Annotated in this window: 11 protein-coding genes; 6 read left to right on the top strand and 5 right to left on the bottom strand. The window is 72.9% G+C overall.

Annotated elements, in window-relative coordinates:
• Positions 1–225: 225 nt before the first annotated feature.
• Both G6R24_RS00420 and G6R24_RS00415 read right to left on the bottom strand, forming a co-directional pair.
• The gene (locus G6R24_RS00420; RefSeq protein WP_163547087.1) at positions 226–942 is read right to left on the bottom strand and encodes an IclR family transcriptional regulator; all 717 of its coding nucleotides are present in this window, start codon (positions 940–942) and stop codon (positions 226–228) included.
• Positions 943–1,023: 81 nt separating this feature from the next.
• Positions 1,024–1,230, bottom strand: coding sequence for a hypothetical protein (locus tag G6R24_RS00415; RefSeq protein ID WP_163547085.1), 207 nt, complete (start codon positions 1,228–1,230; stop codon positions 1,024–1,026).
• Here G6R24_RS00415 and leuC point away from each other — a divergent pair.
• The 3 genes from leuC (at position 1,229) to G6R24_RS00400 (ending at position 4,014) form a co-directional block, all read left to right on the top strand.
• Entirely contained in the window at positions 1,229–2,626 is a 1,398-nt protein-coding gene (gene leuC, locus G6R24_RS00410) for a 3-isopropylmalate dehydratase large subunit (protein ID WP_163547084.1), read from the top strand. The genes G6R24_RS00415 and leuC overlap by 2 nt on opposite strands.
• A 62-nt stretch (positions 2,627–2,688) precedes the next feature.
• Entirely contained in the window at positions 2,689–3,276 is a 588-nt protein-coding gene (gene leuD / locus G6R24_RS00405) for a 3-isopropylmalate dehydratase small subunit (RefSeq protein WP_163547082.1), read from the top strand.
• 453 nt (positions 3,277–3,729) lie between these two features.
• Positions 3,730–4,014: an HU family DNA-binding protein gene (locus G6R24_RS00400; RefSeq protein WP_163547079.1), complete on the top strand. Its 285-nt coding sequence runs from the start codon at positions 3,730–3,732 to the stop codon at positions 4,012–4,014.
• 49 nt (positions 4,015–4,063) lie between these two features.
• Here G6R24_RS00400 and G6R24_RS00395 read toward each other — a convergent pair whose 3' ends face one another.
• On the bottom strand, positions 4,064–6,283 hold the full coding sequence (locus G6R24_RS00395) for an RNA degradosome polyphosphate kinase (protein WP_163547077.1): 2,220 nt from the start codon (positions 6,281–6,283) through the stop codon (positions 4,064–4,066).
• Between the two features lie 342 nt (positions 6,284–6,625).
• On the opposite strand from G6R24_RS00395, the gene G6R24_RS00390 reads away from it, so the two are divergent.
• A complete protein-coding gene (locus G6R24_RS00390) occupies positions 6,626–7,585 on the top strand; it encodes a transglutaminase family protein (protein WP_225437901.1) in 960 nt (319 codons plus the stop codon).
• A 195-nt stretch (positions 7,586–7,780) separates the two neighbouring features.
• Entirely contained in the window at positions 7,781–10,309 is a 2,529-nt protein-coding gene (locus G6R24_RS00385) for a putative bifunctional diguanylate cyclase/phosphodiesterase (protein ID WP_225437899.1), read from the top strand.
• On the opposite strand, the gene cofC is transcribed toward G6R24_RS00385, so the two are convergent.
• The gene (cofC, locus tag G6R24_RS00380) at positions 10,306–10,980 is read right to left on the bottom strand and encodes a 2-phospho-L-lactate guanylyltransferase (protein ID WP_163547076.1); all 675 of its coding nucleotides are present in this window, start codon (positions 10,978–10,980) and stop codon (positions 10,306–10,308) included. The two genes, G6R24_RS00385 and cofC, sit on opposite strands and share 4 nt — an antisense overlap.
• Before the next feature lie 241 nt (positions 10,981–11,221).
• Between cofC and G6R24_RS00375 the strand changes: the two genes are divergently transcribed.
• On the top strand, positions 11,222–12,220 hold the full coding sequence (locus G6R24_RS00375; RefSeq protein ID WP_175084816.1) for an NAD(P)H-dependent glycerol-3-phosphate dehydrogenase: 999 nt from the start codon (positions 11,222–11,224) through the stop codon (positions 12,218–12,220).
• Between the two features lie 3 nt (positions 12,221–12,223).
• Here the strand turns inward: G6R24_RS00375 and murA are convergent, their stop codons facing one another.
• Complete coding sequence (murA, locus tag G6R24_RS00370) at positions 12,224–13,615, bottom strand: UDP-N-acetylglucosamine 1-carboxyvinyltransferase (protein WP_163547074.1); 1,392 nt, start codon at positions 13,613–13,615, stop codon at positions 12,224–12,226.
• Positions 13,616–13,618 lie beyond the last annotated feature (3 nt).

The raw sequence follows: 13,618 nt of genomic DNA, 5'->3' as shown, positions 1-13,618 counted from the left end.
GGCCTGCATTTGTTGTGGGGCCCGAATGGGTGATTCCCATTCTCCCTCTGGGGCGCGAGCACGCGGATCACCAGCGGAATCGGGGTAACCGCGGACGTGATCGAACGCCCGGATGGTGGATCACACCCGTCTCCGCGCAACCATCCGCCGATTTCCGGTGTCCGGCAGTTGACTGTTGCGGTGTCCAGCAGTTGACAGTGCGGAACGCGTGATTGCGCGGATTGCTCAGTCGGATGCCACCGCGGTCGACAGCCGCCGGGCGGCTTCGATCACCGCCGCGCCATGACGACGTCCCGGTGAACGGGTCAGTCGCTCCAGCGGCCCGGACAACGACACCGCGGCGATGACGGTGCCCGCCTCGTCGCGGACCGGTGCCGACACCGAGGCGAGTCCGGTCTCCCGTTCACCCACGCTCTGCGCCCACCCCCGCTCCCGCACCTGGGCGAGGACCGCCGCGTCGAAGGGGGCGGCACCGATCAGGTCGGGCTCCGGCTCGTCGGCGAACGCCAGCAGGACCTGCGCGCCGGACCCCGCCGTCATCGGCAGGGCGGCGCCGACCGGCACCGTGTCGCGCAGCCCGCTGGCCCGCTCGGAGGCCGCCACACACAGCCGCAGTGCGCCGCGGCGCACGTAGAGCTGGGTGCTCTCGCCGGTGGCGTGGCGCAGTTCGGTGAGGATCGCGTCGGCCTGGTCGACCAGCTCCCACGGCAACGGGGCCGCGATACCGGCGGCCGCCGCCAGCCGCGGACCGGCCACGAACCGCCCGGCCGGGTCGCGCCCGACCAGCCGGTGCACCTCGAGGGCGCTGGCCAGTCGATGGGCCGTCGCCCGGGTGAGCCCGGTGCGCGCGACCAGATCGGTGAGCGAGACGGGGCCGTGCTCGACGGCGGCCAGGACCAGGGCCGCCTTGTCAAGGACGCCGACTCCGCTAAGCTGTTTCATAAGCTGATACTGCCATCCTGAATCCTGGGACGACAACATCCTGGGGTGGCGACATCCCGAGCGGACCATCTCGGGACGACGTCACCCCACGGCGCTCACCGGCCGACGACGCCGGCCCCGCCAGCCCCGCCAGCCCTGCTGGCAGGGCTGGCACCCGGACGTCCCGACATCCGGGCGGTTCGGCGTCGTGGCGTCCGGGGCTGTGGCGCCCGGGATGTCGGCACCCAGCATCGACGAGCGGCGCGAGAACGACGAGCGCCGGAAACCGGAAAGGAGCGGGTCGGTCATGGGCCGCACACTCGCGGAGAAGGTCTGGGACGCCCATGTGGTGCGCGAGGCCGAGGGCGAACCGGATTTGCTGTACATCGACCTGCACCTGGTGCACGAGGTCACCTCGCCGCAGGCCTTCGAGGCGCTGCGGCTGGCCGGGCGGCCGGTCCGCCGGACCGACCTGACCCTGGCCACCGAGGACCACAACGTCCCGACGACGGACACGCTGCTGCCGATCGCGGACCCGGTGTCGGCCGCACAGGTCGAGGCGCTGCGCGGGAACTGCGCCGAGGCCGGTGTGCGGCTGTTCCCGATGAACGACCCCGGCCAGGGGATCGTGCACGTCGTCGGACCGCAGCTGGGGCTGTCCCAGCCGGGGATGACGATCGTGTGCGGGGACAGCCACACCTCCACCCACGGCGCGTTCGGCGCGTTGGCCTTCGGTATCGGCACCAGCCAGGTCGAGCATGTGCTGGCCACCCAGACGCTGCCGCAGCGGCGGCCGAGGACGATGGCCGTCACCGTCGAGGGTGACCTTCCCCCGGGCGTCACCGCCAAGGACCTGATCCTGGCGATCATCGCGCGGATCGGCACCGGTGGCGGTGCCGGGTACGTCATCGAGTACCGCGGTGCGGCGATCCGGGGCCTGTCGATGGAGGGCCGGATGACCGTCTGCAACATGTCGATCGAGGCCGGTGCGCGCGCCGGCATGATCGCGCCGGACGAGACCACCTTCGCCTACCTCGCCGGCCGTGAGCGGGTCGCCACCGGCACCGACTGGGACGACGCCGTCGCCTACTGGCGCACCCTGGGTTCCGACCCGGACGCCGAGTACGACCACGAGGTCGTGATCGACGCGACGACCCTCACGCCGTATGTCACCTGGGGGACCAACCCCGGCCAGGCCGCCCCGCTGGGCTCGCCGGTGCCGACCCCCGAGGACTACGCCGACCCGGCCGCCCGTGCCTCGGCGCAGCGGGCGCTGACCTACATGGGCCTCACGGCCGGCACCCCGCTGTCCGAGGTCGCCGTCGACACCGTGTTCATCGGGTCGTGCACCAACGGCCGGCTCAGTGACCTGCGGGCGGCCGCCGAGGTGCTGCGTGGCCGGCGGGTGGCCGACGGGGTCCGGGTGCTGATCGTGCCCGGCTCCATGCTGATCAAGGCCGAGGCCGAGGCCGAGGGTCTGGACGAGGTGTTCGAGGCGGCGGGCGCGCAGTGGCGCAGCGCCGGCTGCTCGATGTGTCTCGGGATGAACCCGGACACCCTGGCGCCGGGGGAGCGCAGCGCCTCGACGTCCAACCGCAACTTCGAGGGTCGCCAGGGCCAGGGCGGACGGACCCATCTGGTGTCCCCGGAGGTGGCCGCCGCCACCGCCGTCACCGGCCGGCTCACCGCCCCGGCCGACCTGTAGCGCCCGGACCGTCCCGCGCGCTCGACCCTGTCGTCGTCTCACCGCAGAAAGGAGCGTTTCCGATGGAGGCGTTCACCACCCACACCGGACGGGCCGTGCCGCTGCGCCGCAGCGACGTGGACACCGACCAGATCATCCCCAGCGACTGGCTCAAGCGCATCGAGCGGACCGGTTTCGGCGCCGGCCTGTTCTCCGAGTGGCGCGCGGACGAGAGCTTCGTGCTGAACAACCCCGCCTACGCGGGCGCCTCGATCCTGCTCGCCGGGATGGACTTCGGCACCGGCTCCTCCCGCGAGCACGCCGTGTGGGCGTTGCAGGACTACGGGTTCCGGGCGGTCATCTCCGCCCGGTTCGCCGACATCTTCCGGGGTAACGCGCTCGGTAACGGCCTGCTGCCGGTCCAGCTCGCGGCGCGGACGGTGGAGCGCCTGCAGACGGCGGTGGAGCAGGACCCGACCCTCGAGATCACGGTCGACCTGGTCGCCCGGGAGGTCCGCGGGGCCGATGTCACGGCGTCCTTCGAACTGGACGACTTCACCCGCTGGCGGCTGTTGGAGGGTCTCGACGACGTGGGCCTGACCCTGCGGCACGAGGAGCTCGTCACCGCGTTCGAGCGCACGCGGCCGGCCTGGTTGCCGACCACCGGCTGACCGGGTGACCCACCCCCGCGCGTGTCCCCGAGCCCCTGCGGCCAAGAATGTGATCGAAATCACATAAGGGCCGACAGGGGTGCGGGGGCGGGTTGGTGACTTGCCCTGCGGTGTCGGCAATCCGGTCACCGGTCATCGCCCGAGGCGTTTGGATGGCTACGTAGCAGAGTGGGCCTGCCCCCGTTGGAGGCGGCTGGCGACCAAAGCGTGACATTGAGCCCAAAAATTCCGGCGGCACTCGTCACTGAACGTGATGAATCTACCGGTTGGTTGGGGTGGTTCGCACAGCACGCATCCCGTCGCCCACTGGCACGAACCCGATGACGTGCGGGTTTGTGTGACGCGACACGGTGGCGGGAATTGCCCTCGCCAGTGGAGATGCCTACGGTGCAGCGCAGTGTGATGCCCGATCTGCTCCCCATCCCGCGCCCTGCGGGGCGTCCGGAGGTTGTCGTGAACAAGTCCCAGTTGGTTGACCGCATCGCCCAGCAGATCGAGGGCGGACGATCGAATGCCACCAAGGCGGTCGACGCGGTGTTCGACGCGATTCAGGAGGCCGTCGCCAGCGGCGAGAAGGTGACGATCACCGGCTTCGGCGTGTTCGAGCGGGTGGAGCGCGCCGCGCGCACCGGCCGCAACCCGGCGACCGGCGAGCCCGTGCACGTCGCCGCCTCCGTCGTGCCGAAGTTTCGGCCCGGTTCGGAGTTCAAGTCCAGCGTCTCGGCGAGCTCGGACTGACCGGCGGTGCGGGCGCCGGTCACGGCTGGCTGGCGCCCGCCGGTGCCGGTTACCGGTGCCCGCGCCGGACGGCCTGCGCCATGAGGTCATGCTGGTAGTCCGCGAGCCGGACGTCGTCCGACCCGCTGGTGTGCCGCTCCCACCGGCCGTCGGAGCGCAGGTCCCAGGCGGAGACCTGGTCGGAGAAGGCGTGGTCGAGCAGGTCGCGCAGGCTGTTGCGGTCCGCCGACTGACCCACCCGGACCAGCGCCTCGATCCGACGGTCGAGGTTGCGGTGCATCATGTCGGCGCTGCCGATCCAGAACTCGTCCGTGGACGCGAACTCCAGCATCCGGCTGTGTTCGAGGAACCGACCGAGAATCGATCGGACGCGTACGGTCTCCGAAAGTCCGGGCACACCCGGGCGTAGTGCGCAGATCCCACGGACCAGGCAGTGCACCGGCACGCCGGCCTGGGAGGCGTGGTAAAGCGCGTCGATCACCTGCTCGTCCACCAGGCTGTTCACCTTCAGCCGGATGCCACACGGACGGCCCTGCGCCGCCGCCCGTGCCTCGGCGTCGATCCGGGCCAGGATGCCGTCGCGCATGTGCTGGGGGGCGACCAGCAGCGAGCGGTACTCGGTCTGCCGGCTGTACCCGGTCAGCACGTTGAACAGGTCGGTGAGGTCGGCGCCCACCCCCGGGTCGGCGGTGAGCAGGCCCAGGTCCTCGTAGAGCCGGGCGGTCTTGGGGTTGTAGTTGCCGGTGCCGACATGGCAGTACCGGCGCAGCCCGCCGCGCTCCTGCCGGACGACCAGGCAGGTCTTGCAGTGGGTCTTCAACCCGATCAGGCCGTAGACCACATGGCAGCCGGCCCGCTCCAGTTCCCGGGCCCAGCGGATGTTCGCGCTCTCGTCGAACCGAGCCTTGATCTCGACCAGCACCACCACCTGCTTGCCTGCCTCGGCGGCGGCGACCAGCGCGTCCACGATCGGTGAGTCGCCGGAGGTGCGGTAGAGCGTCTGCTTGATCGCCAGTACCTGCGGGTCGGCGGCGGCCTGCTCGATGAACCGCTGCACCGAGGTGGTGAACGAGTCGTAGGGATGGTGGACCAGCACATCGCCCTCGCGCAGCACCGAGAAGAAGTCGGGGGTCTCCCCCTCCTCGATGGACAGCCGCGGATGGGTGATCGGAACCCGCGGCGGGTCGCGCAGCTCCGGGCGGTCCAGCTCGTAGAGCGCCCACAGCGCCGACAGGTCGAGCATGCCCGACACCCGGTGCACCTCGCGCTCGGTCACCTCGAGCTCGCGCATGAGCAGCGACAGCAGGTCGGTGTCGATGCCGGCGTCCACCTCGAGGCGGACCGCCGGGCCGAAGCGTCGCCGGGCCAGTTCCCGCTCCAGGGCCTGGAGCAGGTCCTCCGCCTCGTCCTCCTCGACCTCTAGGTCGGCGTTGCGGGTGACCCGGAACAGATGCGAGTTGATCACTTCCATGCCGGGGAAGAGCTGGTCGAGGTGGGCGGCGATGACCTCCTCGAGCGGCACGAAGCAGGCCTGCCGGTCCGGCTGGCCACCCCCGGCGCCGCCCTGGCCGCGACCGGCTCCACCCGCGTCCGGCTCGTCGGGGGACACCGGCACCAGCCGTCCGACGTTCTGCGGCACCTTCACCCGGGCGAAGCGGTCGGTCTCCCCACCTGGCTCCCGCACCTGCACCGCGAGGTTCAGCGACAGGCCGCTGATGTAGGGGAAGGGGTGGGCCGGATCGACGGCGAGCGGCGTGAGCACCGGGAAGATCTGCTCGTGGAAGTAGTCGTGCAGCCGTTCGCGCTGCGCCTCGCTGAGCTGGGACCAGAACCGGATGCTGATCCCGGCGTGGGCCAGCGAGGGCACCACCTCGTCGGTGAAGCAGCGCGACTGCCGCTGGGACAGTTCGGAGGCCGTCCGGCTCACCAGGTCCAGCTGCTCGCGTGCGCTCAGCCCGTCGGCGGAGCGCACGGCCAGACCCGTGGCCTCCCGGCGCATCAGCCCGGCCACCCGCACCATGTAGAACTCGTCCAGGTTGCTCGCGAAGATCGCCAGGAACTTCGCCCGCTCGAGCAGCGGCGTGGCGACGTCCTCGGCGAGCGCGAGCACGCGGGCGTTGAAATCCAGCCAGGACGACTCACGGTTGATGAACCGGTCGGCGGGAAGATCCGAGGGCGCGGGGGTGCGGGGCGCCTCCAACGGCTCGAGCAGACCGCTGCGGGCCTTACGCTGAGGCTGCTCGGGTCGGGTCGCCATCAGCTCGCTCATGACACTAGATGGTGCCAGTCCCCGGCGAACTCGGCACTGCGGCCGAATGGTCCGAGTGCCCCGCTCAGGGCGCGGTTGGCGGCGCGGTGTGGTCTGGGTCTCCCCCGACTGTCCCCGCTGTGAGTGGCTGGTCGCGGTAACGACAACCCTCGACCCGCCCGTCAGGGCCGAGTTAACGGTGTGGAAACACCTGGCGGCGACGATCGGCAGCGTGAGCGAAACATCGGCGCTCGCCGGGTCGGACCGGTGGGCTGACGGCGGTCGAGCGGGTGGGGCGGCGACCATCCGGAGCGTGTCCGAACTCACAGCGGCCGGCGTTGGTGGCGCCGCGACGGGTCGATCGTGAGCGGTCAGCAGGTGGCCACCGCCGCCGAGGATCTGCTGGGGCTGCCCGCCGGAACCCGGGTCGGCTACCAGATCACCCAGCGGCTCGGCTACACCTACGACGGCGCGGCGACCGCGCTGCGACACCGTCTGGTGGTCGTCCCGCCGCGGCGTCATGGTGACCAGTCGGTGCGGGAGTCGAGTCTTGTGGTCTCGGCGCCGGCCGCCGAGGTCACCTGGCAGCGCGGCGCCGACGGCCTGCGGGTGGCGGTGATCGAACTGGCGCGGGTGCCGTCCCGGCTCGACTTCGACGTCGAGGTGACCCTGGAGCGGATGGTCGGCGGTCCGCGACCCGCGCTGCGCGCCACCGCGCTGGGCGGGCGCAGGTTGCTCGCGTCCACCTCCCTGACCGCGCCCGACGCGGCGCTGACCGCCGCGGCCCGGGCGCTGCGCGCCGAGGACCCGCTGCTGACCGCCCGCCGGTTCTGCGCCTGGGCGCACAGCCACATCCGCTACGTCCCCGGCAGTACTGACGTGACGACGACCGCGGCCCAGGCCCTGACCCGAGGAATCGGGGTCTGTCAGGACCAGGCCCACGTGATGCTGGCGCTGTGCCGGGCGGCCGGTCTGCCGGCCCGGTACGTCTCCGGGCATCTGGTCGGCGACGGGCCGTCCCATGCCTGGGTCGAGGTGATCGTGCCCGACGGCCTGCCGGGCCGGCCGCGCCAGGCGGCTGCCGTGGGTCTGGCCGGGCTGCCGGGCGCGGTCGCGGTCGCCTTCGATCCCTGTCACGACCGGGAGGCCGACCTGCGCTACGTCACCGTCGCCGTCGGGCGGGACTACACCGACGTCGCGCCCACCTCGGGGCGTTACACGGGCACCGGCCGCGGTCTGCTGCGGACCACCCAGCGGGTGAGCGTGCTGGCCGTCCATCCGCCCGATGAGCGCTCCCCGAAGTCGATCGACGACCGAGAGTGACGACAGGCACCGTCAGGACCGCGCGGCACGCGGGATGCGTCGCCACTCTTTGTGGTAGGGCAATCACGAAATAGGGTCGCGTGGGGCGGCAACGACTCCTTGGCAACTTTCTGCGATCAGTTCGGCCGATGCGCGCGTTCTTCGCGGATCCCACTGTCCCGGGTGGCCGACGCACGGGGGAGGAGGGCGAGGCGGGTGTTGCTCGTCGACGCCACCGCCGTCGCCGCTGGGCTGGGTGCGGCGATCAGCTGCGGCTGGGCCGGGCGCCGGCTTGGCCGCTCCAGCGGCCGTTGGATGTGGTGGCTTGCGCTCGCCCTGTCCTGCTGGACCCTGGGTCAGGCGGTCTGGCTGGTGCGGCGCTTCGATCAGGCGATGGACGGCCGCCGGGGGATCACCCAGGTCGGCTACCTCGCGGATGCCGGACACCTGGCGATGCCGGTGCTGGCGCTGGCCGCCCTGGCCAGTGTGCCGGCGCGGCACGTCGGTCGACGCGGGGACCGGCCCTGGCCGCGCGGCGGGTCGGCGTCCCGGACGCGGCAGCCGGTGATGCCGCTGGGGCCACCGGCGACCCTGCTGGGTGCGGCCGGTGTCGGCGGTGGCCGGTGGGGCCCGGCCCTGGCGGCCGGCTTCGGCCGCACCGGCGCCGGGATCATGGCCGGCCTGCCCACCGGGGCCGCCGCGGTCGCTCTGGACGAACTGATCATGGCGGGTTCGCTGTTCCTGCTCACCTGGTCGGGGCTGCTCACCGGACTGCCCACCGAGACCGCCGCCGGCGCGGACCTGATGGCGGTGGCCTACCCGGTGGTGATCCTGGCGCTGGCCCTCACCGTCGTGCACGTGGCCGGCTACCGGGAGCCCGTCGACCGACCGGCGGTGCTCAGCGCGGGCGTGGGCCTGCTCGCGCTGGCCCTGGCGGCCCTGTGGAGCACCCGAACCGCCCTCGGGCCGCTACCGGTCCCGGGCCAGGGCCCTGGCCCGGGCTCCGGCCACCTGGACGTCTCCCGCGGCTGGGGGATGTCGGCGGGCCCCGTCGCCGCCGGGCTGGCCGCGACCACCGTGCTGGGAGCCCTGCTTGTGGTGGCGGCGGCGCTGCGGGTGGTCCGCCACGGCGGCGCCCCCCCGGCGCTTCGCGGTCCCGCCGGGTCGCGATCGGGGGCGCGCCGCCCGGGCGTCCCGCGGGGCGTCGGCGCGTGCGGCGGCCCGCTGGCGCGGCTGGCGGTGCCCTACCTCGCCGCGGGCGCGGTGGCGGCGCTGGTGCTGGGGCGGTCGCGGACGCGGGGTGCGCTCGACCCCGTCGAGGGCGTCGTCGTGGCCCTGCTGGTCACGGCGGTGGTCCTGCGCCAGCTGCTCACCGCGCGGACCAACGAGCGGCTGATCTCGGTGCTCGGCGACGCGGAACGGGAGGTCCGGCACTGGATCTCCCATGATCCGCTCACCGAGCTCGCCAGCCGGGAGCTGTTCCGCGAGCGACTGACCACCGCGCTTGCCACCCGCCGGCGCGACGGCAGCGACGTCGCCGTCGTCTACTGCGACCTCGACGACTTCCGGGTGATCAACGACAGTCTTGGTCATGCGGCCGGCGACCAGCTGCTGCGGGCCGTCGGGCAACGGCTGCGCCACTGCGTGCGCACGGCGGACACGGTCGCCCGACTCGGCTCCGACGAGTTCGCGATCCTGCTCGACGGTGGCCGGGAGCTGCCCGAACAGGTCGCCGAGCGGATCCTGACAGCGCTGCGCCAACCGGTCGCGGTGGGCGGCCACCAGTGGCCGGTGCACGCGAGTGTGGGCCTGGTCGTCGCCGGCCGGACCCAGGAGACGACCGAGGTCCTGCTGCGCCGCGCCGACATGGCGCTGCACGCGGCGAAACAGACCGGTCGCAACCGACTGGTGGTGTACCGGCCGGGCCTGGGCCAGACGCCGCAGGCGCAGCTCGTCGCCGGCACCCACCTGGCCGACGCGCTGGCCACGGCGCTGTGCCGGGGTGGCTGGTCGGCCGGGTTCGCCGTGCACTACCAGCCGATCGTGCGGCTGACCGACCACCGGCCGGTCGCCCTCGAGGCCCTCGCCCGGTGGACGGCCCCCGGCCGCGGCCCGGTACCGCCCAACACGTTCGTCGCCGCGGCCGAGAGCAGCGGGATCGTCGGCACCCTGGACGATATGATCATGGGCCTCGCCTGTGGGGAGATCGCCCGGGCGTTCCCCGACTCCAGCCTGCGGTTGCACGTCAACGTCTCGGCCAGCCGGGTGGCGGACATGACCCTGCTCGACAGCGTGGTGCGGGCGCTGGCGACCAGCCGGTTCGACCCGGCCCGGCTGGTCGTGGAGATCACCGAGACCAGCCGGCTGACCGATCTGCGCGGCGCGCGCGAGGTGCTCGACGAGGTACGCGCCCTCGGGGTGGCCGTCGCCCTCGACGACGTGGGCGCCGGCCACAGCACCCTGGCGGCCCTGCACCTGCTGCCCGTCGACGTCGTCAAACTCGATCGGACGCTGGTCGAGGCGCCGCGCGACGGCGGGCGGGTCGTGGCGATGCGCCGCTCGATGATCAGCCTGGCGCACGCGCTGGGCGCGGTGGTGGTGGCCGAGGGCATCGAACGGGAGACCCAACTGGCCGAACTCACCGAACTCGGCTGCGAACTCGGCCAGGGCTACCTGTTCGCCCGGCCCGGCCCGCTGCCGATCCCGCTGGTCGGCCGCGGCGACCCGCCGCCCCTCGCCGACTAGCGGGCGGGGGCGGCGGCGTGCAGGGCGGCACGGGTGTGGCGGCCGACGCCGAGGACGCGGGCCTCGGCCAGGTCCGTCGTCGTGTCCACGTCGCGGCGCAGGCCGGGCACCGCGGCGCCGAGCGTCACAGTGAGATCGACGGCGCCGGAGCGGCGATGAGCCGCGTGACTGTCCGCGCCGAACAGCGGGACCAGCGCGACCCCGGGCAGGGCGGTGAGCAGCACCGTTCCGGTGCCGGAGGTGTCGGCGAGCACCGCCCGCGGGTGACCCGCGGCGACGCTGAGGGCGTGGTGCAGCTCGGTCGGGCGCAGGGCGGGCAGGTCGGCGGACATCGCCGCCACCGGACGGTCCGGCCAGCGCTGGCGCGCGTGCTGGTCGCCGTGGCGCAGCGCGGGGTTGAGGCCCCGGTCGGGGCGGTCCGCCACGATCAGCAGCCGGGCGTCGGCGCCCGGCGCCCGGGTGAGCGTCTCGTCCACCGTCCGGTCGCCGCTGACGACCACGACGGCGCCGACGCGGTCCGGGGCGAGAGCGAGCACCGCCGTCACCGTGTCCAGCGCCATGGCGAGGGCCAGTCGGCGGCGATCGGATCGTTGCAGGCGGGACTTCGCTCGGTCCAGGTTCTTCAGGGGCAGCAGAACCGTCCAGGGCGCCTCGCCGCGGGGGAGCGACACGAAGCGACCCTAGGCCATGAGTCGGGCGGGCGTTGCGCACGATGGTCATGGGGGTTGCGTCTACGGTCGATGGCGAAGGGACGCCGAAGGGCGCCGATCTCCCTGAGGAGCAGTCATCGCCGAACCGATCAACGCCGCCCCCGCGGTCGACGTCGAACCGGCCCGGACCGGCCCGCCCGGTCACGTGCTGGTGGGCCGCCGGGCCGACGACGCCGGTCGCCCGTCCGTCAGCGAGGAGCCGATCCGGCGCGCGGTGGTGCTGACCGCCGGGTCCTGGGGAACGGTGTTCGCCAAGGTGCTCGCGGACGCCGGCGCCCGGGTCGATCTCGTCGCCCGCGACGGTGCGCTCGTGCGGGCCATCAACGAACGCCACGTCAACCCGCGCTACCTGCCCGCGGTCGGGCTCCCGGAGCGGGTGCGCGCCAGCACCGAGCCGGGGCCGGCGCTGGCGACGGCGCGGCTGGTGGTGCTGGCGGTACCGGCGCAGGTGCTCCGCCCGGCGCTGGCCCACTGGGCGCCACTGACCGCCCCCGACGCGATCTACGTGAGTCTGATGAAGGGCGTCGAGGCGGGCAGCACGCTGCGGATGAGCCAGGTGATCGCCGAGGTCGCCCAGGTACCGCCGGAGCGGGTCGCGGTGGTCAGCGGTCCGAACCTGGCCCACGAGATCGCCGCCGAGCATCCCGCCGCGACCGTCGTGGCCAGCACGTCCGCGCGGACCGCCCAGCTGGTCCAGACGGCCTGCTGGACGCCCTACTTCCGGCCGTACACCAGCGCCGACGTGATCGGCTGCGAGCTGGGCGGCGCGGTGAAGAACGTGATCGCCCTGGCCGCGGGCATGCTCGCGGGCATGGGGTTCGGGACGAACAGCGAGGCGTCCCTGATCACCCGTGGTCTGGCCGAGACCCAACGGCTGGGGACGGCACTGGGCGCGTATCCGATGACGTTCGCCGGCCTCGCCGGCCTCGGCGACCTCGTGGCCACCTGCGGGTCGACGCTGTCGCGCAACCGGACCTTCGGGGAGAAGCTCGGCCGGGGGATGACCCTGGGCCAGGTCGAGGCGGAACAACAGCAGGTCGCCGAGGGGGTGCGGTCGTGCCGACCGCTGCTGGCCATGGCCGACCAGCACGGGGTCGCCATGCCGATCACCCGACAGGTCGAACGCGTGCTGTACGAGGGCCTCCCGCCGCTGGAGGCGGTCAAGGAGCTGATGAGCCGCGAACCGGGCCCCGAGTACTGATCGCTAGTGGACGGCGGATACCTGGTCGGCGGCTGCCCGGTCGGCGGGAACCGGGTCGGTCTCGACCTGCGCGCCGACGGAGCGCAGCTTGCCGACGGGGTCCTCGTAGCCGCGCTCGAGGAACCGGGTGCCCCGGATGACGCTGGTCCCGTCCGCGCTCAGGGCGGCGAGCACATAGGCGAAGCCGGCCCGCAGGTCGGGGATCGTCAGGTCGACGCCGGTCAGCGGGGTCGGGCCGCTGACGACGGCGGAGTGCTCGAAGTCGCGGGCGGCGAACCGGCAGGACTTGCCGCCCAGGCACAGCGTCGACAGGGCGATGTCCGCCCCCATCTCGGCGAGCTGACGGGTGTACCCGAACCTGTCCTCGTAGATCGTCTCGTGGATCACCGAGGCCCCGCGGGCCTGGGTGAGCAGCACGACCAGCGGTTGCTGCCAGTCGGTCATGAACCCGGGGTGCACGTCGGTCTGCACGTGGGTGGCCTCCAGCGCACGGGCCCGGAAGAAGGTCATGCCGCGCGGGGTGACCTCGAACTCGCCGCCGAGTCGGCGCAGGTGGTTCAGGAAGGTCATCAGGTGGTCCTGGCGGGCACCGACCACCTCGATCCGGCCGTCGGTGGCCACGGCGGCGGCGGCGAACGAGGCGACCTCGATCCGGTCGTGGATCGGCGCGTGGGTCGCCCCGCGCAGCCGGTCGACCCCCTGCACCACGATCGTCCGGTCGGCCTCGACGTCGACCAGCGCACCCATCTGCTGCAGGAACAGGATGAGGTCGACGACCTCCGGCTCGACCGCCGCGTTCGAGATCACCGTGGTGCCCTGCGCGCGGACCGCGGCGAGCAGCAGGTTCTCCGTCGCGCCGACGCTGGGGAAGGGCAGCGCGACGTGCGTCCCCCGCAGCCCCAGGGTCTTGACCTGGACGGAGCGGACCTGCTCGACGATCTCCGCGCCCATCGCCCGCAGGCCGGCGAGATGGAAGTCGACCGGCCGCTTGCCGATCCGGCAACCCCCGGGCAGCGGGATCACGGCCTCGCCGACCCGGTGCAGCAGCGGACCCATCATCAGGATCGGGATGCGGTTCACCCCCGAGTAGGCCTCGGACAGGGAGGCGTCCGCGATCCGCTCGGTGGTCAGGCGCACGGTGTGCTCGTCGAGCCATTCGACGTGGGTGCCAAGCTCGGCCAGCATCCCGAGGACGACATCGACCTCGGCGATCCGCGGCACCCGGGTCAGTGTGCACGGCGCCGGGGTGAGCAGGGTGGCGACCATCAGCTTGGTGACCGAGTTCTTGGCACCGGAGGCCTCGACCGAGCCGTGCAGCGGTGCGCCACCGCGGATGCGGTACCACCGTTGGTCCGTGCTACCTGGCGTGGTCGCTGTCGTGCTGGGAGCCCCCACGGG

This window comes from Candidatus Frankia nodulisporulans (assembly GCF_902806475.1).
Taxonomy (GTDB): domain Bacteria; phylum Actinomycetota; class Actinomycetes; order Frankiales; family Frankiaceae; genus Frankia; species Frankia umida.
The sequence above is the reverse complement of the archived record's forward strand: the minus strand, read 5'-3'. Positions and strand labels throughout refer to the sequence as shown.

Excerpts from the sequence above, each read along its gene's own strand:
- G6R24_RS00420 (WP_163547087.1), bottom strand. The coding sequence starts at position 942 with ATGAAACAGCTTAGCGGAGTCGGCGTCCTTGACAAGGCGGCCCTGGTC.
- leuC (WP_163547084.1), top strand. The coding sequence starts at position 1,229 with ATGGGCCGCACACTCGCGGAGAAGGTCTGGGACGCCCATGTGGTGCGC.
- G6R24_RS00415 (WP_163547085.1), bottom strand. The coding sequence starts at position 1,230 with ATGACCGACCCGCTCCTTTCCGGTTTCCGGCGCTCGTCGTTCTCGCGC.
- leuD (WP_163547082.1), top strand. The coding sequence starts at position 2,689 with ATGGAGGCGTTCACCACCCACACCGGACGGGCCGTGCCGCTGCGCCGC.
- G6R24_RS00395 (WP_163547077.1), bottom strand. The coding sequence starts at position 6,283 with ATGAGCGAGCTGATGGCGACCCGACCCGAGCAGCCTCAGCGTAAGGCC.